At 73.0% G+C, this 24,498-nt stretch carries 21 protein-coding genes; 13 read left to right on the top strand and 8 right to left on the bottom strand.

The genetic code is table 11. From position 1 onward, the window contains the following. Positions 1-2 precede the first annotated feature (2 nt). The 9 genes from ACH4D5_RS24960 (at position 3) to ACH4D5_RS24920 (ending at position 12,200) form a co-directional block, all read left to right on the top strand. Positions 3-815 (top strand): carbohydrate ABC transporter permease, encoded by an 813-nt coding sequence (locus ACH4D5_RS24960; RefSeq protein WP_398306554.1) that lies wholly within the window; start codon positions 3-5, stop codon positions 813-815. Between the two features lie 30 nt (positions 816-845). Beyond that, positions 846-4,094 (top strand): alpha-mannosidase, encoded by a 3,249-nt coding sequence (locus tag ACH4D5_RS24955; protein ID WP_398306552.1) that lies wholly within the window; start codon positions 846-848, stop codon positions 4,092-4,094. Positions 4,095-4,142: 48 nt separating this feature from the next. Beyond that, positions 4,143-5,840, top strand: a complete 1,698-nt coding sequence (locus ACH4D5_RS24950; RefSeq protein WP_398306550.1) for a class I mannose-6-phosphate isomerase — start codon at positions 4,143-4,145, stop codon at positions 5,838-5,840. Continuing rightward, complete coding sequence (locus ACH4D5_RS24945) at positions 5,837-6,742, top strand: ROK family protein (RefSeq protein ID WP_398306549.1); 906 nt, start codon at positions 5,837-5,839, stop codon at positions 6,740-6,742. Before ACH4D5_RS24950 ends, ACH4D5_RS24945 begins: the two co-directional genes overlap by 4 nt. Positions 6,743-6,804: 62 nt before the next feature. After that, complete coding sequence (locus ACH4D5_RS24940; protein ID WP_398306548.1) at positions 6,805-7,860, top strand: LacI family DNA-binding transcriptional regulator; 1,056 nt, start codon at positions 6,805-6,807, stop codon at positions 7,858-7,860. Positions 7,861-7,968: 108 nt separating this feature from the next. Next, on the top strand, positions 7,969-8,337 hold the full coding sequence (locus tag ACH4D5_RS24935) for a hypothetical protein (protein WP_398306547.1): 369 nt from the start codon (positions 7,969-7,971) through the stop codon (positions 8,335-8,337). Between the two features lie 93 nt (positions 8,338-8,430). Next, on the top strand, positions 8,431-10,788 hold the full coding sequence (gene secD, locus ACH4D5_RS24930) for a protein translocase subunit SecD (RefSeq protein WP_398306546.1): 2,358 nt from the start codon (positions 8,431-8,433) through the stop codon (positions 10,786-10,788). Positions 10,789-10,905: 117 nt separating this feature from the next. Further along, the gene (locus ACH4D5_RS24925; protein ID WP_398306545.1) at positions 10,906-11,526 is read left to right on the top strand and encodes a PepSY domain-containing protein; all 621 of its coding nucleotides are present in this window, start codon (positions 10,906-10,908) and stop codon (positions 11,524-11,526) included. Between the two features lie 125 nt (positions 11,527-11,651). Next, the gene (locus tag ACH4D5_RS24920; protein WP_365357587.1) at positions 11,652-12,200 is read left to right on the top strand and encodes a TerB family tellurite resistance protein; all 549 of its coding nucleotides are present in this window, start codon (positions 11,652-11,654) and stop codon (positions 12,198-12,200) included. Between the two features lie 65 nt (positions 12,201-12,265). Here the strand turns inward: ACH4D5_RS24920 and ACH4D5_RS24915 are convergent, their stop codons facing one another. The 4 genes from ACH4D5_RS24915 to ACH4D5_RS24900 form a co-directional block, all read right to left on the bottom strand. After that, positions 12,266-12,895 carry a TetR family transcriptional regulator gene (locus ACH4D5_RS24915; RefSeq protein WP_398306544.1) on the bottom strand — a complete coding sequence of 210 codons (630 nt, stop codon included), beginning with the start codon at positions 12,893-12,895 and terminating at the stop codon, positions 12,266-12,268. Between the two features lie 129 nt (positions 12,896-13,024). Further along, positions 13,025-13,867 (bottom strand): DUF1206 domain-containing protein, encoded by an 843-nt coding sequence (locus ACH4D5_RS24910; RefSeq protein ID WP_398306543.1) that lies wholly within the window; start codon positions 13,865-13,867, stop codon positions 13,025-13,027. A gap of 75 nt (positions 13,868-13,942) precedes the next feature. Next, entirely contained in the window at positions 13,943-14,278 is a 336-nt protein-coding gene (locus ACH4D5_RS24905) for an STAS domain-containing protein (RefSeq protein WP_398306542.1), read from the bottom strand. Between the two features lie 275 nt (positions 14,279-14,553). After that, the gene (locus ACH4D5_RS24900; protein ID WP_398306541.1) at positions 14,554-15,501 is read right to left on the bottom strand and encodes a helix-turn-helix domain-containing protein; all 948 of its coding nucleotides are present in this window, start codon (positions 15,499-15,501) and stop codon (positions 14,554-14,556) included. Between the two features lie 70 nt (positions 15,502-15,571). Between ACH4D5_RS24900 and ACH4D5_RS24895 the strand changes: the two genes are divergently transcribed. Then, positions 15,572-15,907 carry a cupin domain-containing protein gene (locus tag ACH4D5_RS24895; protein WP_398306540.1) on the top strand — a complete coding sequence of 112 codons (336 nt, stop codon included), beginning with the start codon at positions 15,572-15,574 and terminating at the stop codon, positions 15,905-15,907. Here the strand turns inward: ACH4D5_RS24895 and ACH4D5_RS24890 are convergent. The 3 genes from ACH4D5_RS24890 to ACH4D5_RS24880 are packed head-to-tail and all read right to left on the bottom strand — an operon-like array spanning position 15,892 to position 20,044. Continuing rightward, positions 15,892-16,785 (bottom strand): helix-turn-helix domain-containing protein, encoded by an 894-nt coding sequence (locus ACH4D5_RS24890; RefSeq protein WP_398306539.1) that lies wholly within the window; start codon positions 16,783-16,785, stop codon positions 15,892-15,894. The genes ACH4D5_RS24895 and ACH4D5_RS24890 overlap by 16 nt on opposite strands. Before the next feature lie 49 nt (positions 16,786-16,834). Then, positions 16,835-18,577, bottom strand: a complete 1,743-nt coding sequence (locus ACH4D5_RS24885) for an ankyrin repeat domain-containing protein (RefSeq protein ID WP_398306537.1) — start codon at positions 18,575-18,577, stop codon at positions 16,835-16,837. Positions 18,578-18,589: 12 nt separating this feature from the next. Further along, positions 18,590-20,044, bottom strand: coding sequence for a PLP-dependent aminotransferase family protein (locus ACH4D5_RS24880; protein ID WP_398306535.1), 1,455 nt, complete (start codon positions 20,042-20,044; stop codon positions 18,590-18,592). A 110-nt stretch (positions 20,045-20,154) separates the two neighbouring features. On the opposite strand from ACH4D5_RS24880, the gene ACH4D5_RS24875 reads away from it, so the two are divergent. Beyond that, the gene (locus ACH4D5_RS24875; RefSeq protein WP_398306533.1) at positions 20,155-21,408 is read left to right on the top strand and encodes a Tm-1-like ATP-binding domain-containing protein; all 1,254 of its coding nucleotides are present in this window, start codon (positions 20,155-20,157) and stop codon (positions 21,406-21,408) included. 24 nt (positions 21,409-21,432) lie between these two features. Beyond that, positions 21,433-22,254, top strand: a complete 822-nt coding sequence (locus ACH4D5_RS24870) for a phosphoenolpyruvate hydrolase family protein (RefSeq protein WP_398306531.1) — start codon at positions 21,433-21,435, stop codon at positions 22,252-22,254. A 38-nt stretch (positions 22,255-22,292) separates the two neighbouring features. Here ACH4D5_RS24870 and ACH4D5_RS24865 read toward each other — a convergent pair whose 3' ends face one another. After that, the gene (locus ACH4D5_RS24865; RefSeq protein WP_398306529.1) at positions 22,293-22,946 is read right to left on the bottom strand and encodes a M23 family metallopeptidase; all 654 of its coding nucleotides are present in this window, start codon (positions 22,944-22,946) and stop codon (positions 22,293-22,295) included. A 331-nt stretch (positions 22,947-23,277) separates the two neighbouring features. On the opposite strand from ACH4D5_RS24865, the gene ACH4D5_RS24860 reads away from it, so the two are divergent. Continuing rightward, positions 23,278-24,480 (top strand): acyl-CoA dehydrogenase family protein, encoded by a 1,203-nt coding sequence (locus tag ACH4D5_RS24860; protein WP_398306527.1) that lies wholly within the window; start codon positions 23,278-23,280, stop codon positions 24,478-24,480. Positions 24,481-24,498 lie beyond the last annotated feature (18 nt).

Raw genomic sequence — 24,498 nt, 5'->3', positions numbered from 1 at the left:
CCATGGGACGTGCCGTACGCAACGTCTTCGTCGCCGGCTGCGTGGTGCTCTGGCTGGCACCCCTCTACCTGCTGATCGTCAACGCCCTGACCCCCACGGGCGAATACGGCGGCAAGCCGAGCTGGAGCTTCGAGGGCTTCGACCTGATCGACAACGCCAAGACGGCCTGGCAGGTGGCGGGCATCGGCGACAGCTTCCGCTCCTCGCTCCTGTACGCCGTGGTCTGCGGCCTGGTGGCGGTCCTGGTGGCGGCCATGGCGGCGTTCGCCGTCGTCGTCCTGCCCATTCCGAAGCCCGCCTTCTGGTTCTGGCTGATCTACTCCGGCACGCTCTTCCCGCTGCAGATCATCCTCGCGCCGCTCTTCGGCCTGTACGCGGACGCCGACCTGTACGACACCAGGCTGGGCCTGATGCTGGTGTACGCGGCGTGGGCGGTGCCGTTCGCCTTCTTCCTGATCCGCAACCAGATGACCACGATGCCACCGGAGCTGACGGAGGCCGCGCTGATCGACGGCGCCTCCTTCCGGCGGATCTTCTGGCGCATCCATCTGCCGCTGATGAGGGCGGGCCTCGGCGCGGCCTTCCTCTTCCAGTTCACGGCTGTCTGGAACGACCTGCTCCTCGGCATCACCCTCAGCAGGAGCCCCGAGGTCCAGCCGGTCATGGCCACCCTGGCCACCCTCAACAAGGCCTACTCCACGACGGGCCCGCCCGTCATCCTGGCCGGCGCGCTGATCGTGTCCGTGCCGACCCTCGTCCTCTTCCTGCTGTTCCGCGGCCTGTTCCTGCGCGGGATCACCGCATCCGCCCGCTGACCCGACACACCCTTCCCGGGAGAGATCCGCATGACGACACGGGCTCTGGTCCGCACCACCGACTGGGACAACGACCGGATCCGCGACAGCCTGCGCGCCGGCGTGATCAGCGCGGAGGGCACACTCGCGGACGGCACCGCCCTGCGGCTCACCGAGGAACCCCTCCTGCGCCACGCGGACGACGGCACGCTGCTCCAGTCGCTGCGCGTCGAGCCCGTCAACGGCACGGAATTGCCTGCGGAGTTGAGCGTACGTACGGAGTCCGGCGCCGCCCTGCGCTGCGAGCGCGTCGCCGGGCCCGGCCGCTCCGTACGGCTGCTGCTGCCCGCCGTCGACACGACGACCCGCGTCACCGTCGGCCTCCCCGACGGGCGCGACGGCATCGACGTACGGCTCACCCCGCAGCGCCGCTGGACCCTGCACCTCATCCACCACTCCCACCTCGACATCGGCTACACCGACCCCCAGGGCACGGTCCTCGCAGAGCACCTGTCCTTCCTCGACTCCTGCCTGGAGCTCACCCGCGCCACCGACGACTGGCCCGCCGAGTCCCGGTTCCGGTGGTGCGTCGAGTCGCTGTGGTCCTTCCAGCAGTGGGCGAGGGCCCGGCCCGCCGAGCAGGTCGACGAGTTCGTACGCCGGGTCCGCGAGGGCCGCATCGAGCTGACCGCGCTCCCCTTCAACCTGCACACCGAGACCTGCTCCACCGACGAACTGCACGAACTCCTGCGCGCGGCCCGCACCGTGCACGACGAACACGGCGTCGAGTTCACCTCCGCCATGCAGACCGACGTGCCGGGCGCCGTCGTCGGACTGGTCGACGCGCTGGCCTCCGCGGGCGTCAAGTACCTCTCCGTCGCCCACAACTGGGCCGGACGCTCCGTCCCCCACCTGGTCGGCGGCGAGAAGCTGCCCCGCCTCTTCCGCTGGCGCGCGCCGAGCGGCAAGAGCGTCCTGGTCTGGGTCACCGACACCCCGCACGGCCTCGCCTACATGGAAGGACCGCTCCTCGGCTTCGACACGGCCTACAAGGACGTCGACGACCTGCTGCCCGCCTATCTGACCTCCCTCGCCACGAACCCCTACCCCTACCGCGGCGGCATCTTCGGCTGGGCCATGGACCGCACGGAGGTCAAACGCGAGCCCTACCCCTGGGACGTGCTCCACCTGCGCGTCCAGGGCAAGTTCGGCGACAACGCGCCGCCCCGCCGCGTCATCGCCGACACCGTCCGCCGCTGGAACGACACCTGGGCCTTCCCCCGGCTGCGGCTCTCCCGCAACGAGGACTTCTTCACCGACGCCGAGGCCAGGCTCGGCGACGAGATCCGTACCTTCGAGGGCGACTGGACCGACTGGTGGGTCGACGGGGTCGGGTCGGGGGCGCGCCCGCTGTCCCTGGCCAGGACCGCCCAGTCCGTGGTCGCCGACGCCCAGACCATCGGCACGTTCGCCGCCCTCCTCGGCGCCACGGGGGCCGAGGACGACAGCAGGGACGCCGCCGGGGTCTACGAAGCGGTGTCGCTCTTCGACGAGCACACCTGGGGCGCCGGCGACCCCTGGACCCACGGCGACGAAGGCGGCCACTCCGGAGAACACCAGTGGCACTGGAAGTACGGACAGGCGATGCGCGCCCACGACGACGGCAACGCCCTCCTCGCCCGCGCGAGCGCCCGCCTCGGACAGCGGCTCGCCGCCTCGCCGGACGCGGCGGCCACGTACCACGTCGTCAACACCTGCTCATGGCCGCGCACCGACGTCGTCCGCGTCTTCCTGCCCGAGAGCACCGTGCCGCTGGAGCGTCCTGTCACCGTCCGCGACGCCCGCGACGGACGCCACCTCGCCCACGAGGAGGAGCGGCAGACCAACGACGACCACCGCGACGCGGGACGTTTCCTCCTCGTCCGGGTCGACGACGTGCCGCCCACCGGATCGGTCCGCCTGGACATCGCCGCCGCCGCTACCGGGGCCGCCGAGGAGCCGGAGGAGCCGACGGTGAAGGCCGCCACCGGCTGGAACCCGACCGGCGGCACCGAACGCGAGGACCCCGCCGAGTCCGCGGCGGAAGCGCTCGCCCACCCCCACCCGACCCTCCTGGAGAACGAGCACCTCGCCGTCCGCGTGGACCTCGCGCACGCCTGCGTCTCCTCGATCACCGACAAGAGGACCGGCCGCGAACTCGTCCGCGCCGACGCCGTCGTCGGCTTCAACGGCTACCTCCACGACAGCTACACCACCGCGGGCGCCTTCAACCACAACTCCAGCCGCACCACGGCATCCGACCGCCTCGAACACCTCGGCGCCCGCGCCGTCGCCCCGCCCGCCGCGCTCATCGCCCGCCGCTCCACGGCCACCGCCGAGACCCTCACGTACGAGACCCGCCCGGCCGGCGCCAACCGGCTGCGCACCACCCTCACCCTCCTGCACGGCGTGCCCCGCCTCGACATCGAGAACCGCCTCGACAAGGACGCCCGGCTCGGCAAGGAGAGCGCCTACTTCGCCTTCCCCTTCGCCTTCGACGACCCGGTCGTCCGCATGGAGGCCTCCGGCGGCGTCACGGGCAGCGGACTGCCGGTCGTCCCGGGCTCCGCCCTGCACATGAGGGCCGTGCGCCGCTGGGTGACCCTGGGCGACGACGACCTGACAGTGGCCTGGTCCACGCAGGACGCGCCGCTCGTACAGTTCGGCAACATCGCCCTGCCCTACGCGCCCTTCCCGAAGACCATGGAGCACGACGAGCCCGCCACCGTCTTCTCCTGGATCCACAACAACCTGTGGGACACCAATTTCCCCAGCGAGCAGGGCTTCGAGTTCACCTACCGCTACAGCCTCGCCTGCGGCCCCGGTACCAGCGGCGCCGGCGCCGGCGGCCTCGGTCCGCGAACGGCCGCCGCCCGGAGCCGCCCGATGCGCGCCGTCCGAGCCAGGGGGAGCTCGGACGGCGCGCCGAACCCCCACACGCTCTACCGCTTCGTCGAGATCGACGACCCGCGCGTCCGCCTCGTCGGCGCCACCACACCGCGCCCCGGCCACGTCCTGCTGCGCCTCCAGTCGTTCGCCGAGCAGCCCGTGGCCTGCCGGATCCACGCCCGCTTCCCGGTCGCCGCCGCCCACCGGGCGGACTTCCTCGGCACCCCCGCCGGTGAACTGCCGTGCACCGGCGGCGAGGTGACGCTGGACCTGCCGACGCTCGGCACGGCGGCCGTGCTCTTCGAGCGGACCACCCTCCTCGCCGGACGGACCGGCGACGACTCGCCTCCCGATCCCTCCGTACGCCCCTGAGATCCGCCCCCGAGCGTTGTTCCCGTACGTCCGCGCGAAGGAGAACGTGTGTACCGGCTCGACCCGCGCTACGCCCCCGCGCCCGGGGCCGTCCTCGCCACCGGCTGGCAGGCCGCCGCCGCGCAACTGCCCCCGGGCCCCGTCACCGTCGCCGTGGACGGGCCGCCGACGGTGGACTGGGACGCACTCGCCGCCGGCCTGACGGCGGAGCTGACCGCCCGCGGCAGCGCCGTGCGGGCCCTGGACCTGCGCGCCCACCACGCCCCGCCCACCGCGGTGCGCCACCGCACCGAATCCCCCGAGGACGCCGCGGACCCCTACTACGCCAAGCTCGCCGAGAACCCCCTCCGCGACTTCTTCGACGACCTCCCGCGGCCGCCACGCCCCACCGGCCGCGAAGTGGTGCTCGTCCACGGCCCGGGCGCCGCGCTCCTCCCGCACGACCTGCTCTGGTACGCCGACCTGCCCAAGCGGCACGCCGAGGCGGCCGTCGCCGCGGGCACCGGCCACAACCTCGGACTCCCGCACCGGAAAGGGGAGCTGAGGCGGCTCTTCTACATCGACTGGCCCGTCCTCGACCGCCACCGGGACACCCTCGCGCCCCGCCTCGACGCCTGGCTCGACACGCAGGACCCGCAACGGCCCACGTACATCGACGGCTCCGGCCTGCGCGCCACCCTCACGAGCCTCGCCCGCCGCCCCGTACGCACCCGCCCCTACTTCAACTCCACGCCCTGGGGCGGCCACTGGGCCCAGCGCCGGCTCGGCTTCGACCCCACGGCCCGCAACACCGCCCTCGGGTACGAACTCATCGCCCCCGAGGCGGGCGTCCTCATCGGCACCCACCCCGGCCTGCAAGCCGAGATCCCCTTCCAGCTGCTGTGCGTGCTGCACCCCGCGGCGATGCTCGGCCCGCCCGTCACGGCCCGCTTCGGCACCTCCTTCCCGATCCGCTTCGACTACCTCGACACCGCCGACGGCGGCAACCTCTCCGTGCACTGCCACCCCAAGGAGCGGTACATGAAGGAGCGGTTCGGCTGGTCCTACACGCAGCACGAGACGTACTACATGACCCTCGGCAGCCCGGACACCCGCGTCTTCCTCGGCCTGCGCGAGGACGCCGACCTGGACCTCTTCCGCAAGGAGATCGAGGAGGCCGCCCAGGACGGGGTCCCCATGGACCCCGAGGACCACGTCATGACCTTCCCCGCCGAACAGGGCCGCCTCTTCATGATCCCCGCCGGCACCCCGCACGCGAGCGGCGCCGGAAACGTTGTCCTGGAGATCAGCGCCACCCCCTACCTCTACTCCCTCCGCTTCTACGACTGGCTGCGGCCCGACGCCGACGGCCGGCCGCGCCCCCTCCCTTACGAACACGGCCTCGCCAACCTGGAGTCCGAACGCCGCGGCGACGCCGTCGCACACGACCTGGTGCAGGAACCGCGCACCCTGCGCACCGGGAGCGGCTGGCGCGAGGAACTCCTGGGCGCGCTGGACGAGATGTTCTACGAAGTGCGGCGTCACGTATTCGACGCGGGCGCCGAGGCCGACGACGACACCGCGGATCGCTTCCACGTCCTGAACGTGGTCGAGGGCGAGGGTGTCCTGCTGACCACGGCGGCGGGGGAGCGGCACGCCCTCTCCTGGGCGGAGACGCTGACGGTGCCCGCGGCGGTGGGGCCCTACCGGCTGGCGGCGATCGGCGAAGCCCCCGTCAAGGTCGTCAAGGCGCTGGTGCGCCCGTGAGGCCGCCGCGCGGCAGACCCGTCCTCGAACTCGGCGGCACCCACGTGGCCGCCGCCCTCGTGGACCCCGACACGGCGACCGTGACCCGGCGCGTGCGCCGACCCGTCCAGACCCGGGGGACCGCGGAGCACATACTCGGCGGACTCGTCCGCTGCGCCGGGGAACTGGACGCCCCGGCCGGAGAGGTGTGGGGCGTTGCCGTCCCCGGACCCTTCGACTACGACAAGGGCATCGCGCGCTTCGCGGGCGTCGGCAAGTTCGACGACCTGTACGGCATCGACGTACGCGCGGTCCTCCTCGACGGGGTGTGGCCGCGCCCCGCCGAAACGGTCTTCCTCAACGACGCGCACGCCTTCCTCCTCGGCGAGTGGCTGGCGGGCGCCGCACGTGGCCACCGGCGCTGCGTGGGCATCACCCTCGGCACCGGTGTGGGCTCCGCCTTCCTCGACGCCGGCGACCTGCGGCACGACGGGCCGGGCGTGCCGCCGCAGGGCCGCATCGACCTCGTCGAGGCCGGCGGCAGACCGCTGGAGGACTCGGTGTCCCGGCGCGCGATCCTGGCGCGCTACGCACAGGAGGACGCGGACCGCGGGAACGGCGACGGCGTGCCCGCGGACCTGGACGTGCGCGAGATCGCGGAGCGTGCGCGGGCCGGGGAGCGGCGTGCCCGGCGCGTGCTCGACGAGGCCTTCACGACCCTCGGCACCGTCCTCGCCCCGCGCCTGCGCGACTTCGACGCGAGCGTGCTCGTCGTCGGCGGCGCCATGGCCGGATCCTGGGACCTGCTGCGTCCCGCGCTGCGCCGCGGGCTGGGGGATACTCCCGCCACGCTGCGGCCCGCGGGGCTCGGTACGGAGGCGGCGCTCGTCGGGGCGGCGGCCCACGCGGCCGCCGCGCACTGAACCGCCGTTGGCCACCGCGGTCAGGCAGCGCCCGCCGAACGGAACGGAAGGACGTCCGCACCATGCCCGGACCGCACGACCCGCACAGCGGCCGGCCGCCGCGCGACCTCAAGAGCGGTCAGCCGACCCTGCGGGACGTCGCCGAACGCGCCGGAGTCAGTGCGATGACCGCGTCCCGAGTCCTGCGGGACGACCCGCAGGTGCTGCCCGCCACCCGCGAGCGGGTACGGGCGGCCGCCGAAGCCCTCGGCTACCGGCCCAACGAGGTCGCCCGCAGCCTCAGGCTCGGCCGCGGCACCGGCCTGGTCGGGCTCGTCGTCACCAACCTCGCCAACCCCTTCTACTCACGCCTCGCGCTCGGCGTCGACTCCGTGGTCGCCGAGCACGGCCTGAAGACGGTCATCGGCAACACGGGCCAGGATGCCGATGTCGAACGGGGCCTGGTCGCCGACCTGCTGGCCCGCCGCGTCGACGGCATCATCGCCGTGCCCGCGGGCGCCGACCAGCGCCACCTCGCCGCGGCGGTGGCCGACGGCGTGCCGGTGGTCCTCGCCAGCCGTCCGCCCGAGGGGTTCGCGGCGGACTGCGTCCTGGTCGACGACTTCGGCGGCGCCCGCGACGCCACCGCCCGCCTCCTGGAGCGCGGCCACCGCCGCATCGGCTTCCTCGGCTCCCCGCCCGCCGTGCACACCGGCACCGAACGGCTCCGCGGCTACGCGGCGGCCCTCGCGGCGGCGGGCCTCACCGTCGACCCACTCCTCGTACGCCAGGGCCAGACGGAACCGCACGAGGCGACGCGCGCCGCGGCCGGACTCCTCGCGCTCCCCGACCCGCCGACCGCGCTGTTCTGCTCGAACAACCGCAACACGATAGGGGCGTTCCGCGCCCTGCGGGCCACCGACGTGCGGTCCCGCGACGGCGCGCACGTCGCCCTCGCGGGGTTCGACGACTTCGAACTGGCCGACGTGCTCGGGCTGCCCCTGACGCTCGTCGCGTACGACAGCGACGAAGTCGGCCGCGCGGCGGGCCGCCTCCTCGCCGACCGACTGCACACCACGGCCGCGGGACCACCGCGCCAGATCGTGGTACCCACCAGCCTCGTGGAGTACGGAACTTGATGCCGTAGGGCGGAACGGTTCCGGGTGGGCCGTACGTTGAGCAGGGCGGTGCCACACCGTGCGCACCCGAAGGGACATCCGGTGAGAGCCGACGGGACGGGGGCACGCGTGGCGCAGCAGAGCCGTTCCGCGCGCCTGGCCGCGTCCGCGCTGTCCCTCGTCGTCACGGTGCTCGCCCTCTTCGTCCCCTCCGCCGCGGCGCACGGGGCACCGGCCGACGCGCCGCTCGCCCGGCACACCGTGGTGGCCCACGTCGGCGAGCCGACCGGACCGCACGACGTCCCGGCACTCCACGTCGTCGCCCACCGGCCGGACGCCCACATCCCGGGCCCACAGCCGGCCGGCCCGGCGCACACGGCCGTCGACACGGCGCCGCACCGCGCCCTGGGCGGGCCCGAGACCCGCCCCGCCACCGCGCCCGCCCCACCGCGGCGGCCCCTCGCCGCCACCGCCCCGCGCGGCCCGCCCCACCGATGAGCACGCAGACCGTCCCCGGCGCCTGACCCGGCACCCCGCATCCGCGACGCCTGGTCACGCGCCCTTCCGTCCTGCCCTCATCGTGGAGAATCCATGTCCCGCCCATCCTTGTGGCGGGCGATCGTCGCGCTCGCGGTCGTCGCCCTGTCCCTGTACATCGCCCTCACCCAAACCGCTCGCCTCGGCCTCGATCTGCGGGGCGGCACCCAGATCGTCCTGGAGACCAAGGACTCACCCACCGTCAAGGCGGACGCCGCGTCCACCGACCGCGCCCTGGAGGTCCTCAGGCAGCGCGTCGACGCCCTCGGCGTCTCCGAACCCGGCATCGCACGCTCCGGCGAGAAACGCATCATCGTCGAGCTGCCCGGCGTACAGGATCCGCGGAAGGCGGCCGACGTCATCGGCCGCACCGCCCAGCTCACGGTCCACCCGGTGACGGGGGAGTCCGCCGACAAGGGCACGGCGAAGCCCGCCGCCGACGGCTCACGCACTCTGCCCGACCCCGACCGGCCCGGCAACCACCTCCGGCTCGGCCCGACCGCGCTGACCGGCGAGGGCGTCAAGGACGCCGAGGCGACCCTCGACCAGCAGACGCTCTCCGGGTGGCTGGTCACGCTCGACTTCCGCAAGGAAGCGGGCGACACCTGGGCGCGGCTCACCGGCGAGGCGGCCTGCGCGCCGCAGGGCGCCCCCGAGCGGCGCGTCGCCATCACCCTCGACGGCAAGATCATCTCCGCGCCCGGCGTCAACGAGGGCGTGGCCTGCAAGACCGGCATCACCGGCGGGAGCACGCAGATCACCGGCGGCTTCGACCAGTCCGAGGCCCGCGACCTCGCCGCACTCGTCAAGGGCGGCGCCCTGCCCGTGCCGGTGGACATCATCGAGCAGCGCACGGTCGGCCCGACGCTCGGCGCCGACGCCATCGAGGCCAGCACCTGGGCCGCCCTCATCGGCATCGCCCTGACCGCGCTGTTCATCACCGTCGTCTACCGGCTCCTCGGTGCTCTCGCCGCGGTCGCCCTCGCGCTGTACGGCCTCATCTCGTACGCCGCCCTGGTGGCGCTCGGCGCGACGCTCACCCTGCCCGGGCTCGCCGGATTCGTCCTCGCCATCGGCATGGCCGTCGACGCCAACGTGCTCGTCTTCGAACGCGCCAGGGAGGACTACCTCGCCGTCCGGTCGACCGACCTGGGCAAACCGGTCCGCACGGGCTTCCAGAAGGCGTGGAGCGCGGTCGTCGACTCGAACGTGACGACGCTGCTCGCCGCCGGGCTGCTCTTCTTCTTCGCCACCGGACCGGTCAAGGGCTTCGGCGTCACCCTGTGCATCGGCGTCCTCGCGTCGATGGTCACCGCGCTCGTCATCACCCGGGTCCTCGCCGACTTCGCCGTCGGCCGGACCTTCGTGCGCAAGCGGCCCGCCCTGACGGGCATCGCCTCCACGGGCCGCGTCCGCACCTGGCTCGCCCGCAGGAACCCGAACCTGGTGCGCCACCGGCGCCGCTGGCTCGGCGTCAGCGCCCTGCTGGTCGTCGTGGCCGTCGCGGGCATCGTGCTGCGCGGCCTGGAGTTCGGCGTCGAGTTCACCGGCGGCCGTCTCGTCGAGTACAGCACCAGCAGGCCCGTCGACGCCGACACCGCCCGCGCCGCCGTGTCCGACGCGGGCTTCCCGCGCGCGGTGGTGCAGGAGTCCGGCGAGGGCGACATCACCGTCCGCACCGAGCAGCTGACCGACGCCGAGCAGCAGCGCGTCAAGGAGGCCCTGGCATCGCAGGGCGGCACGGTCACCGTCGAGCGTGACGAGATGATCGGCCCGAGCCTCGGCAGCGAGCTGCGCCAGAAGGCGCTCATCGCGCTGGGCATCGCCGTGGCCGCCCAGCTGATCTACCTGAGCGTACGTTTCCGCTGGACCCTCGCGGCGGCGGCCGTGTCGGCGATGGTCCACGACGTGCTGCTCGTGGTGGGCCTCTTCGCCTGGCTCGGCAAGCCCGTCGACAGCGTCTTCCTCGCCGCCCTGCTCACCGTCATCGGCTACTCGGTCAACGACACGGTGGTCGTCTTCGACCGCGTGCGCGAGGCACGCCGCCGCGATCCGCGCGGTGATCTGGCGGCGCTCGCCAACCGGGCCGTCGTGCAGACGCTGCCGCGCACCGTCAACACCGGCATGGGCGCGCTGTTCATCCTGACCGCCCTCGCGGTGCTCGGCGGCGACTCGCTCGCGGACTTCTCGCTGGCGCTGATCGCCGGGGTCGTGATCGGCATGGCCTCCACCGTCTTCACGGCCGTGCCGATCGCCCTCGCACTCGAACGTCGCAACCCGGCGCAGCCGTCCGTGCGAACGCGCCGGCGGGGCGGTCCGGGCGGTCCCGGCGGCCCGGGAGAGGTGCCGGACGGGTACAGCCCGTTGGAGGCGCGCCGGCGGAGGGAACGGGGCACGGGGGCGGTCGTGTAGCCGATCGTGTCTCTCCGTGTGAGGTGACGAGAAGTGGCTTAATGTGGCCATATGGTCACAAAAAGGAATGGATCTGTAAGGCGTAGCCGCCTGTCGGCCTCGCGCGGTGCGGCTCTCGTGTGTGCCGCGGTCGCGGCGGGAGCCCTGCTCACCGGCTGCGGCAACGACGACGGCGACGCCGCGAAGACCGACGCTTCCGAGGCCGGTCGGGCGGCGTCGCCCACCATGTCGGCCGACGGCGGCACCCTCACGGACGACCAGGCCGAGCGGAAGGCCCTGGTCCCCAAGGCCAAGGTCGGCTACGAGGACGCGCTGAAGAGCGCGCTGGCGACGGTGGACAACTCGAAGCCGGTCTCCATCGAGCTCAAGGGCACACCCGACGCCCCGCGTTGGGAGGCCGAGGTGGCGACCGAGGACGGCACCCCGCACTCCGTACGCGTCGACGCGGTCACCGGCAAGGCCGACAAGCCCAAGGCCGACACGGACCAGGACGCCGACGACAAGCGCGAGCTGGCGGACTGGCTGAAGAAGGCGACCGTGACGCCGCAACAGGCCGTGGAGACCGCCACGAACAAGAAGAAGGGCACCGTCACCTCCGTCGAGCTCGACGACTCCGACAAGGGCCGCACGGTGCTGTGGTCCGTCGACGTCGTGACCACCGACGACTGGAACAAGACGACCTTCGACGTCGACGCGACCGACCGCAAGATCCTCCGGGAGCACGTCGACAAGGACTGAATGCCCGAACACGGGGCCGAACAACTGAACGGGCGCCACGTGTGGAACTTCGTGGGCTGGTAAGGCGTTGGCAAAGTGGCGCGCGGCCGCGCGCCGACCAGCGAACAGCAGTCGAGGTGGCACGGATGGCGATGTGGGACCGGATCAAGGACCAGGCCAAGGGTCTGCAGCAGTCGCAGGGGACACGGAGCTCCGGCGGCCACGGACGGCCGGGTTCTGGATCCGGCGGGGGATCGAAGGCTCAGCTCGTGGGTGTGCTCAAGACCCAGCTCGCCTCGCTGAAGACGGAGCTCAAGAGCGGTGCCTATCGCGACGCCAGCATGGCCATGTGCGCCCTGGTCGCGGCCGCTGACGGGTCGGTCGACCCGGCCGAGCGCCAGCACGTCGAGTCACTGATCGTGCAGAACGACGTTCTGCAGAACTTCCCGCCGGACCAGCTGCGCCAGCGGTTCAACAAGCACGTGGACCAGCTGTCGGTCAATTTCCAGCAGGGCAAGACCGAGGCCATGCAGGAGATCGCCAAGGCCGCGAAGAAGCCGATGGAGGCCAAGGCGGTCGTGCAGACGGGCTTCGTCGTCGCCGGCGCCGACGGGTACATCGCTCCGGCCGAGGAGCAGGTCCTGCGGGAGGCGTGCGCGGCGCTCGGCGTGTCTCCGCAGGAGTTCGGCCTCTGACCGAGCAGTGGGCGGCGGCGGCCGGGGCCCGCTGAGCCGAAGGGCTTGACGCCGAGCCGAAGGGGTTACGCCGCCTCGGCCGCGTCCAGTGCCGGGGCGAGCACCTCGAAGGCCCGGTCGAGCAGCTCGGCCGGGTCCTCGGCGCCGTCGCTGCCGCTCCACCGCTGCAGCACGGCGTCGAACGCCGTCAGGGCCATCCCCGCGGCCAGCCGCGGATACAGGTCGGCCTCGGGGTCGCGCCCGCTGCGGCGCCCCATCTCCTCCGTCAGATCGTCGCGCCACTGCGCCTGCCGCTCCAGGAAGCGGGCCAGCAGGGCGGGCGTCCGCAGGATCAGCTGCACCACGCTCAGCGCGCGCTCGGAGTGGTCGGAGCAGGCGGCGAGAGGAACCTTGACGGCGTGCAGCAACGCCACCGAGGGCCGCTCCCCGCCGGGGCGCTCCGCCAGCTCCACGCGCATGCCGGCGCCCATGTCGGCGAGGAACTGGACGACCACGTCCTCCTTGGACGCGAAATACCGGAAGAACGTGCGCCGGGACACGCCCGCGGTGGTCACGATCTCGTCGATGGTGACCGCGTCGTACCCCTTCCGTGCCAGCAACTGCAGCGCGGACTCGGTCAGTTCGTCCGAGACGAGCCGGCGCTTGCGCTCGGCCAGGCTCAGGGGAGGGTGGGAAGTCACCACGTCATCGTACATGTCGGGCGTCCGAATGCCCTCTATGGCGCTCAGGCGCCGCCATGGCATCCCATGCCACTTCGGTGGGGGATGCGGCATGGCGGCGCCGTCCTGCGAGCCCGTGTGCCGTGTGTCGTGTGTCGTGTGTCGTCAGAGCTTGCGCCAGCGCGCGTTCGCCCACGAGAAGAGCCCGAAGGCGGCGAGGCCGACGGCGATCAGCGCGAGCAGCCAGGGTCCGGCGGCGGTGTCGGCGAAGGAGCGCAGGGTGTTGTCGATGCCCTTGGCCTCGCCCGGTTTGTGGCGCAGCGCGGCCGCGATGGCGAAGCCGCCCGCGACGGCGAACACCACACCTCGCGTCGTGCCGCCCGCGATGCCGACGAGGTCGACGCCCCGCCGCACCTGCGGGGACATCTCGCCCAAGCGCAGCTTGTCGTGGAATTTCCGCAGCAGGGCCCGTCCGGCGATCCAGAGCCCCGCCACGATGACGCCCGCGCCCGCGGCGGCGACGATCCACTTCCCGCCCGGCCAGTCGAGCACCTTCGCCGTCGCGTCCTGCGTCTGCCGGTCGCTGGAGCCGCTGCCGCTGCCCTTGTCGCCCGCGGCGTAGGCGAGGATGGAGTACGCGACGAAGGTGTAGAAGAGGAAACGCGCGCCGGCCAGCGCCCGCTTGCGCGCGGTGTCGCCGTCCGGCCCCGCCTGGCCGAAGAAGACCTCGGAGAGCCGCCACAGAGCCATGCCCGCCAGGGCGATGCCGAGCAGCCAGAGGAGTACGTTCCCGAACGGCTTCTCCGCGAGCTCCGCCAGGGCGCCGCCGCGGTCGGCCTGGCGGCCGCCGCCGTCGGAGAAGGCGATGCGCAGGGCCAGCGCACCGACGAGGAGGTACAGCACGCCGCGCCCGATGAACCCGGCACGTGCCACCGCTGCTACGCCGCGCCCCTTGGCCGCCCGCCGTGCCTTGCTCTTGCCGCGTCTCGCGGCCGACGGGAGGCGCATGTCAGGGAGGCGAATGGAGGGAAGATGCATGCCGTCCGAATGCCCGCAGAGCCCCGCCTCATGCCTCGGACCGCATCAGCGGAACCCGCTGCGGGCGCCGGCCCGGGTGCAGGGGACCGGCGCCCCGGCCGGGATGGTGAAGACCCGGTCGAGGGAGGTGATGCGCAGCAGCCGCCGGTTGCGCGGGCTGCCGGGCACGAGCCACAAGGTGCCACGGTCGAGGATCACTTGGTTCCGGATGCGCACCAGCAGCCGCAGGCCGCCGGCGTCCATGAACGTCACTCCCCGAAGGTCCGCGACGACCCGCGGGCCGGCCCGGTCGAGGAGTGCCGTGACGCGGGGAGAGAGCTCCTGGTCGGCCCAGGCGTCCAGCTCGCCCCAAAACGCAAGGACATCAGTGCCGTTCACCACGCGGTGACGCAGGCCGAAGGTGAAGTCGGCGGTGCCCGTATCCCAGTCCAGCAGTGTCTCTTTCCCTTCACGGAGAGTAGTCGTACCGGCGATGGCGTGGGGTGCGATGACCGGCGCCGGACGCCACCGAGTCCTGGGCGGCACCGAGGTCACGAGTCAATCGTTCCCGCTCAGAGCCGTTCTTACCCTCATAGGACGATAGGATTAGCGGGCGGAGGAAACTGATGGGGCGTCAATTCGTTGATTACGTAGAGTAGTCATGGTGATGGTCTCACCTAAGGAGTCGCACGGAAGGCCCGGCGGTAGCCGCCCGGTGTCGTCCCCAGGGCCCGCAGGAAACGCCTGCGGAGATTGGTCGCCGAGGAGAGTCCGGCGCGTCGGGCCACCGCGTCGAGCGGGAGATCGGTGGACTCCAGCAACTCCCGCGCGGCGCCGACGCGCTGGCTGAGCAGCCACTGACCGGGGCTGACGCCCAGCTGGTCGGCGAAGCGGCGGGCCAGCGTGCGCACCGAGACGCCCGCGTGCGCGGCCAGCTCCTCGACGCCGACCGGCTCGGCCAGGCGCTCCGAGGCCCACGCGAGGAGCGGCGCCAGCGAACCGTCGAACTGCGCGGGGTGCGGGGGCGCCGCGTACTGCAGCTGCCCGCCCTCGCGATGGGGCGGCATCACCATGTTCCGCGCGACGTGCGCGGCGTACCGGGCGCCCTGGTCGGTGCGGACCAGGTGCAGACACAGGTCGATGCCGGCGCCGGCCCCCGCGCTGGTGGCCACGTCCCCGTGATCCACGTAGAGCACGTCGGGGTCGAGCCGGACGGCCGGGAAACGCGCGGCCAGTTCGTCCGCGAGGGCCCAGTGCGTGGTCGCGCGCCGGCCGTCGAGGAGCCCCGCGTGTGCCAGTACGAAGGCGCCCGAGCAGATGCTGACCACCCGCGCCCCGCGTTCGTGCGCGCCCCGCAGCGCGCGCAGCACGGCGGGGGAGGGGGCCTCGGCGGTGGGCTGCCAGCCGGGGACGACCACGGTGTCGGCCCGTTCGAGCGCGTCCAGGCCGTCGGTCACGAGCATGTCGTACCCGGCGCGCGTGGCCACCGGGCCGGGGTGCTCGGCGCACACCCCGAACGAGTACCGCTTCTCGATCCCGCGCCGCTCGATGCCGAACACCTCGGCCGCACAGGCGAGTTCGAACGTCGACTGAGGAGCGTGCACGAGCGCGACGACATGATGCATGGCAGGAAAATACCTCGCCGTGACTTTTCTGACTCTCGGCGGGACGGCGGCGGCCGGGAAGGCTGGGGCCATGACGACAGAACAGCACACCGCGCCCGGCTACGCCTGGTCGGCGGTGCACGACGCCCCCACCCGCGAACTCTTCCCCGGCATTCGTCTGCGCCCCCTGTGGAAGGGCGACAACGGCGCGAGCGCCCAGGTGTTAAAGATGGACCCGCACTCCCGCTGGGAGGGCATCGACGTGCACGAGCCGGGGCCCGAGGAGGTCTTCGTGGTCTCCGGGGTCTTCAACGACGGCGAACGCGACTACCCGGCGGGCTCGTTCATCCACGCACCCGCCGGCTCCTCGCACATACCGCAGACGACCACCGGCTGCACCCTCTTCGTCTTCTACCCGGAGGGGTAGCCCGGGTCGGCGAGGCCGCGGTCCCGCTCCACCGGGAGCCACAGCTCGGCGTCCGCCACGGACTTGTCGGGCGACAGCCGGGTGCGCAGGATCTCCGGGCCGGGGCGGCTGCGGTACGGGTTCGACGGAAACCACTCCATGAACACGTCCCGCCACAGGTGCTGGATGGCCTCCGGGGCGGGACCCGACACCGAGAACACCGCCCACGTCCCGGCCCGGACAGGCAGTACGGACGCGCCCTCCGGGGCGGCCGAGGACGTGATCACTCCGTGGTAGTAGTCGAGTTCGGTGCCCTCGGCGCGGCTCGGGTCCAGGTCGTCGCAGACGGCGAGGATGCCCCGCGGTTCGCCGTCCGACAGCTTCTCCAGGCGCTCCACGTCCGCCGCCGCGATCCCGCGGACGAAGTCGATGATCGCCTGGTTGGGACCCGAGTGCACCAGCGGCACCCGGGTCTTCGGGCCGACGACGGTGAAGGCCGGCTTGCCCGCCACGCGATAGCGGATGTCACCGCCTCCTTCGATGGTGAGGCGGAAGGTCATCCGGGACTGGGAGCTGAGCGTGGCTCCCGTGCGCCGGGCCTCGCCGGGCCCGATGCCGTGCATGGCGCGGAACGCACGGGCGAACGCCTCGCCCGAGCCATAGCCGTACCGCACCGCGATCTCCAGCAGCGTGTCCCGCCCCGCGAGCACCTCGGCGCCCGCCAGGGTGAGCCGCCGACGCCGGACGTACTCCGCCAACGGCATGCCCGCCAGCGCGGAGAACATCCGGCGCAGGTGGTACTCCGAAGTGGCCGCGATACGGGCCGCCTCCGCCACGTCGACGGTCTCGCCGAGGTGGCGCTCGACGTACTCCATGGCTTCGTTGAGCCGCTCCAGCACTCCCGGATCTCCTTCTTCCTGCCTGCGAATCGCTTGCACACCCCCGCGATCAGCGCACGAGATCCGGGGGCAGCTCCACCCAGCGCCTGGGCAGGGTGTCGTCCACGGCGGGCCGGGCGTCGGCGACGCGGAGCCCGGCTGCCGCACAGGCGTAGGCGAGATCGTGCGCGGCGTACGGGACACCGCGGCCCGACCGCCAGAACCGGAAGTGCCAGTGCGCGGCCGGCTCCGTCTCGTCCGGGGGCAGACCGATCTCCTCGTGCTCCACGAGACGGCCGTCCCTGGCCAGCGTGCCGTAGGTGCCGCCCTTGGGGTTGAAGTAGAGACCATAGGCGGTCGTCCCCGCCGATATCGCGCGCAGCACGCCGTCGTCGCTCGGCATGTACCCCTCCTGCGTGAGGACACAGCCGCCGGGGTTGCCGGGCAGATCGGTCACTCCGACGAAGCGGAGGGAGGTGTCGTAGTCGTCCTCGTCGAACGGGGCGTGCTCCAGGGGGACTTCCGGGCAGCGCGCCGGGTCGGCGCCCAGCCGTCGGACGACCTCCGCGGCGTCCAGATCGCGGACGAAGGCGATACCGAGCCCTTCCGTATACAGCTGCGGATCGTCGAAGGCCTCGATGAGCGCGTCCGCGGCGCGGAAGGCGGCCAGCTCGTCGGGCGGCAGGGCCACCGCACCCGGCAGGGCGGCGACGAGCGGGGCGAGCGGCGTCGTCAACAGCAGCCGGCCCGGCGACCAGGGGCCGGTCTGCGGCGTCCAGACATCCGCGCCGGCCCGGATCAGCGCCCGGACACTGTCCTCGTCGCCGGTGCAGGCGGCGTGCCACAGCGCGGTGTGCCCCTCGTCGTCGGGCGCGTCGATCCGCTCGACGTGCGGCAGCAGCGCGGCCACGGACTCCGCGCCGCCGCGCTCCGCCGCCAGGTGCAGGGGAGTGGCACCCGACCAGACGACCGCGTCGGCCGGTGCGCCGCCCTCAAGGCGGGCCCGGATCAGCGCGGCGTCGTCCCAGTCCTCGTAGCCCATGCGGTCCCAGTCGCCGCGCGGCACATACCGCTGCTCCGCCTCCTCCCGCTCGCGCAGCTCTCGGCGCTCGTGCGCGGACATCGGCCTGGCGAGGAAGTCGGGCGGCCCGCCCATCCGGACGACCATGAAGGACTCGGGACCCTTGGCCGACGGCGTCGGCAGGTCGGGCCACACCTCGACGACGTGCGCGGCCGCGGCGCGCAGGGCGGCGGCGTCGACCGGCGTGCCCGTCTCCGGAATGTGCTCGTCCGGCCACTCCACCACCAGCCGTGTCTCGCCGGGCGGGGGCAGCTCCGGCAGATACAGGTCGACGCAGGTCCTGAACAAGGAGTCGCCCAGGCCGCCGGGGTCCAGCGGGATCAGCCCGGTCGGCACGCTCCGCGACGCGTACGCCCGCAGCTCCGACGGGCCGACCACAGGCACGGTCTGCTCGGTCGTCGCGTCGAGCGAGGTCACCCGCCTCCCGTCGGCCAGCAGCAGCCCCACCCGCAGCCCGGACTGCCGGTGGCCCCCGCCGCCGGACCGGTGGACCGGCCGGTGCACGGCGAGGTGCAAGGTGACCGAATCCGGCCACACGGACCAGCCGGTCACCATCACCTTGGCCTCCGGCCCCTCACCGGCCACCGCGAGCTGCGGCACCGGCGCCGGCTCGAACCAGTCGAGCGGCGGGCGGTCCCGGGCCGCGTCCTCCCCCGGAGGGCCCAGCCTGACCACCTCGCCCTTCGGCTCGGCCGGTTCCGCGGGCAGCACCAAGTCGTCGAAGAATCCCATGCCTTCATGCTGTCAGGAGGGTCTGACAACAGACGTCGCGCTCTTGTCGCGACTGCGCTCCGCGCAGTCGAGCAGCGTCGGAAGCGCCCGCTCCAGCAGGTCGACACCGTGCGCGTACGGCAGCCGCAGCCGGTCCCGGAAACCGTCCACGGCGGAGAACGCCGAACCCGGCACGACGGCCACGCCCCGGCGCCGCGCCAGCTGCGCGAGCGCCTCCGTGTCGGCGCCCGGCACCCGGACCCACAGAGCGGGGCCGCCGGCCGGCCGGTCCCACTCCCAGTGCGGGGCACGGGCGCGCAACAGCTTCTCCGCACCCGCGAGCCGGTCGCGCAGCACCGCGCGGCGCGTGGCCCGCGCCTGCGGCAGCCCCGCCAGCAGCCGCACCGCCACCAGCTGGTCCACCACCGAACACGACAGGTCCACCGATGTCTTGATCTTCGCGAGCCGCGCCACGATGTGTGGCGACGACCGCACCCAGCCCACCCGCACCCCGCCCCAGAACAGCTTCGACAGTGTCCCCACCGTGATCGTGGACGCCATCGGGAGCCGGGCGGCCAACGGCACGGGAGCCCCGTCGCCCGCCAGGCCGAGCTCCGCGCACGCGGTGTCCTCGACCGTGAACAGGTCACGCTCGCCGAGCGCCGACGCCCACTCCCGCAGCGCCGCGTCGTCCAGGCTGCGGCCCGTCGGATTGTGCACGGCCGGCTGGAGATAGACGAGCCGCGGCCGCACCGTCGCGCCAAGCCGCCGCAGCGCCGCGGCGTCGGAGCCGTCACCGCCCGCCCCGGGACGGTCGCCGCCGACCGGGACGAGCCGCGCGCCGCGCGACCGCAGCGCCTCCAGAGCCCCGCGGTAGGTGGGGTTCTCCACCACGACGGTGTCGCCCGGGTCGACGAGGGCCTGCGCGACCAGCCACACGGCCTGCTGCGAACCCGAGGTGACGAGGATCTGCTCCGGTTCCGTGGGCACCCCCGCCTCGCGGTAGTACGCCGCGATGCCCTCGCGCAGCTCCGGCAGACCGTGCGGCAGATAGCCGTCGCCATGCAGCATCGGGACGAGGTCCGCGGCCGACAGCGCACCGACCGCGTCGCCCACCGCGCCGAGCCCGTCCAGCGCGCCGCTGGAGAGATCGGCCCCGCTCGTCCGCGCGTCGAAGCTCGCGAGCCGTCCCTCGCCCGCGTGCCGCGCCAGCGAACCCGAGCCGCGCAGCCGCGAACCGCTGCCGCGCCGGCTCTCCAGCCAGCCGGCGTCCTCCAGGAGGCTGTACGCGGCGGTCACCGTGGAGCGGCTCACCCCCAGAACACCGGCCAGTTCACGCTGGGACGGCAGAGTCGTGCCGGGCGCCACGTCCGCCCGCTCGGCCAACTCCCGCAGGGCGTCCGCGAGTCGCCGCGGCAGCGGCCCCGCCCCCTCGGACGACCAACCGGTGAGCAGCCGTGACAATCGGGCCGTCGGGATCTTCGCCATGTCCTCATCTTCGCCTACCCGCAGGCCAATCCGGCCCCACTGGCCGTTGTCACCGACCAGGACCGGCCACAGGATCAGCACCACTGGGCACATGAAGGAGAGTGAAGGACATGGCGACCGTGGTCCTCGTCGGCACGCTGGACACCAAGGGCGAGGAGTACGCGTGGATGCGCGAACGGCTCCGCGAGTACGGCAGCGACGTCCTGCTTGTCGACGTCGGCGTACTCCCGCCGCCCGCCCAGACACCCACGCCCGACATAGCGGCCGAGACGGTGGCGCGCGCCGCCGGGCACGAACTCGCCGGGCTGCGGAGCGCGGGCGACCGCGGTGCGGCGGTCGCCGCCATGGCCGAAGGACTGACCCGGGTCGTCCTGGACCTGTACCGGCAGGGCAGGCTCCACGCGGTGCTCGCGGCGGGCGGCAGCGGCGGCTCGGCCATCGCCGCGCAGGCCATGCGGGCCCTGCCCATCGGCGTGCCGAAGGTCCTGGTCAGCACCATGGCGGGCGGCGACGTGGCACCGTACGTCGACAGCAGCGACCTCACGATGATGTACAGCGTCGTCGACGTCTCCGGCATCAACTCCGTCTCGCGCCACGTCCTCGGCAACGCGGCGGCCGCCGCGGCCGGCATGGCGCGCCGGCAGGAGCGCAACCTGGAGGAGCTGGCGGGCCCCCGGCGCAAGGTCGTCGCCGCCACCATGTTCGGCGTGACGACACCCGCCGTCGACGCGGCCCGCGCCCGGCTCGCCGAACTCGGCTACGAGGTCCTGGTGTTCCACGCCACGGGCGCGGGCGGCCGCGCGGTGGAGAAGCTCGCCGCCGACGGCCTGCTGGACGGCGTGCTCGACCTGACCACCACCGAACTCGCCGACGAACTCGTCGGGGGAGTGCTCAGCGCGGGCCCCGACCGGCTCACCGCGGCGGGCGCCGCGGCCATCCCCCAGGTCGTCGCGCCCGGCGCCCTCGACATGGTCAACTTCGGCCCCGAGGCGAGCATCCCGGAACGCTTCGCCGGACGGCGGTTCCTTGTCCACAACCCGACGGTCACGCTGATGCGGACGACCGCCCGGGAGATGGCCGCCCTGGGTGCCATGCTCGGCCACAAGCTCGCCGCGGCCCGCGGGCCCGCCGAAGTCTTCTGGCCCCTGCGCGGACTCTCGGCCGTGGACATGACGGATGCCCCCTTCGCCGACCCGGTGGCCGACATGACGGGCCTCGACGCCCTGCGTGCCACCGTGTGCGGCAGCGGTGTACGCCTGCACGAGGTCGACGCCCACATCAACGACGCGTCCTTCGCGGTCGCGATGGCCGACCGCCTGCACCAGCTGATCGGCGCACGCGCCGCCGTACCGGCCGGCCGCTGACCTCACCCTTTCCAGGAGCACCCCATGAACCGCAAGGAAGCACTGGCCCGCCTGCACGCGCAGATCGCCGACGGCCGGCCCGTCATCGGAGCGGGCGCCGGCACCGGCCTGTCCGCCAAGTGCGCGGAGGAGGGCGGCGTCGACCTGCTCATCATCTACAACTCCGGCCGCTACCGGATGGCGGGCCGCGGCTCCCTGGCCGGACTCCTGCCGTACGGCGACGCGAACGAGATCGTCGTCGACATGGCGCGCGAGGTCCTGCCCGTGGTCCGGGACACCCCGGTCCTCGCGGGCGTGTGCGGCACGGACCCCTTCCGCCGCATGGACCTCTTCCTCGACCAGCTGAAGGCCATGGGCTTCACCGGCGTGCAGAACTTCCCCACGGTCGGCCTGTACGACGGCACGTTCCGCGTCAACCTCGAAGAGACCGGCATGGGATACGGCCTGGAGATCGACATGGTCCGCGCCGCCCACGAGCGCGACCTGCTCACCGCGCCCTACGTCTTCGACCCGGAGCAGGCCGCGGAGATGGCGAGGGCGGGCGCCGACGTCCTCGTCCCGCACGTCGGCCTGACCACGAAGGGCTCCATCGGCGCGGGCACCGCGATGACGCTCGACCAGGCGGCCGCCGCCGTCCAGGAGATGCACGACGCCGCCAAGCGCGTGAACCCCGACGCCCTCGTGCTCTGCCACGGCGGCCCCATCGCCGAGCCCGAGGACGCGCGGTACGTCCTCGAGCACACCACCGGCATCGTCGGCTTCTTCGGCGCCTCGTCGATCGAACGGCTGCCCACGGAGCGGGCCGTCGTCGAGCAGACGCGGGCGTTCAAGTCCCTGAGGCCGTGACCACCGCGCTCACCGCCGGGGCGCCCCTGCCGCCGCCTTCACCAGAGGCGGGCGCCCCGGCGGGCCAGATAGCGGTAGGGGCTGATGTCCGAGCCGTAGTGGCGCCGGGCCCGGATCTCCAGGTGGAGGTGGGGTCCGGTGGCACGGCCCGTGCTGCCGCTGCTCCCGAGCCGCGTCCCGGCGCGGACCCGGGCACCCTTGCGCACCCGGATGCGGGAGAGGTGGGCGTACAGCGCGTAGTGCCCGTCCGGCATCCGGACGGTGACGGCGTTGCCGTACGACCCCGACCAGCGGGCCAGCACCACCACCCCGGCGCCCACCGCGTACACAGGGGTGCCCCGCGGTACCGCGAGGTCGACCCCGGTGTGGTGACCGGCGAGCCAGTTGCCGCGCTTCCCGTACCGGGTGGTGACCCGATAGCGGCGGCGCAGCGGGAGGGTGAACCGGCGGCGGGGACCGGCCTCGGCGAGACCTCGTTCGTCGTCCTCCGGGAACTCCGCGTCGGCCGCGGCGAGGGCCTCCTCGAACTCGGCGTCGTAGGTGGCCGGGCAGGAGCCGTCGGGCTCCAGTCCGGCCCGTGGCGCGGCCGCCCCCGAGGAGAGGGCGCCGCCTGCCAACAGCACCGCGGCCATGCCCAGTGCGTCACGTCGTGTGGTGCCCGCTGCACGCGGGCTGTCTATGTCGTAACCCATTGCAGAAAGGAGACCGTCCGTGGCGGGAGAGCGCACGTCGGCTGCGCCATCCGGGGGAAACCCCCATAACCGACCGGTCTGGTGGTCAGTACGAACAGATATTGGACGCCCTCCGAACACCGGTACGACAATTTCAGCGCGCATCAAGGGGGTTGTGCTTCGCATGACGACGTCAACACAGTCCACGCCACCGGCAAGGCACTTGCTGGAATCGGGGTGGAACGCCTCGGTGAACGGCAGCGCGGCGCCCCGGACATGGGGCAGAGCGCCGTCGTCGGCCCCGGGGCCTTCCTGACGGGGTCACTTCGCGGGCGGCCGCGGAAAGGATCGGATGCACTCCATGGACGCGGCGGACACCACGGCGATACTCGACCGGGCGCGCGGGACGGCCGAAGTGCTCTCCCGCGGCTCGGCCGAGGTCGACCGCGGCCTGCTCGCCCCGCACCGCGGCTACCGGCTGATCCGGGAGGCCGGCCTTCTGACGCTCCTCGTCCCCCGGGAGTTCGGCGGCGAGGGCCTTTCGTTCCTGGACTACACCAAGGTCCTGGAGGCGCTGGCCACCGGTGACGGGGCGGTCGCCCTCGGCTTCAACGCGCACAATGTGGCCATCGGCTCGCTGTGCGATACGGGCGGGTCCCCGCTCCCCGCCGCAGCCGACCGCTTCCGCACCTGGCTCTTCGCCGAAGTCGTCGAGCACGGCCGGATGTTCGCCTCCGCCACGACGGAGACGGGAACCGGCGCCGGACTCCACCACATCCGCGCCACCTACCGCGACACGGGAGACGGCTACATCCTGAAAGGCACCAAGTCCTGTGTGCCACTCGCCGGTATCGCCGACCATTACGTGGTCGCGGCCCGCGAAGAAGGCGCCGCGATAGCCGATGAGGTGTCGCATTTCGTGGTGTCCAAAGACGACCCCGGCGTCTCCTTCACCACCGCCGGGGACGCCACCACCGGAAACGCCGCCGCACCGCGCGGCACACGGACCGCGACCCTGACGATGAGCGAAGTGGCCGTCCCCAGACAGCGGTTGTTCCTCGGCGAGGAAGGGCTCTCCCTCTTCAGACTGGTCAGGGAACCGCACTGGGCGGTGTCCGGCTGCCTGGGCGCGTATCTGGGCATCGCGGAGTCCATCCTCAGACTCACCGTCCGTTTCCTCCGGTCCCAGGAGCACCGCCGCTCCTCGCCCACCCTCCAGGCGGACGTCGGCCGGCTCGCCGTCGACCTCGAGGCCGCCCGGGCGCTGGTCTACTCCGCCGCCCGGCTGGTCGACGAGGAGAAGGGCAGCCCGGAGGCCCACACGGCGGTGCACGCGGCGAAGTACTGCATGACCGAACTCGCTCCCCGGCTCGCCCTGGGCGCCGTCCGGATCTGCGGTGCCGACGCGCTGACCGGCCCGGGGCCCATGGAGCGGCTGCTGCGCGAAGCGACCTTCTGCTCGGTGCTGCCCGCCGGACCTGAGGCGTGCCTGGAGTACGTGGGCAAGTCGACGCTCGGCTTCAACATGCTCGACACCCGGACGTTCGACTGGTAGGCGGTGTCAGGCGCCGGC

This window comes from Streptomyces sp. NPDC018029, from assembly GCF_044327655.1.
Classification (GTDB): Bacteria; Actinomycetota; Actinomycetes; order Streptomycetales; family Streptomycetaceae; genus Streptomyces.
Note: the sequence above shows the minus strand (reverse complement) of the source record. Positions and strands in the feature narration are given on the sequence as shown.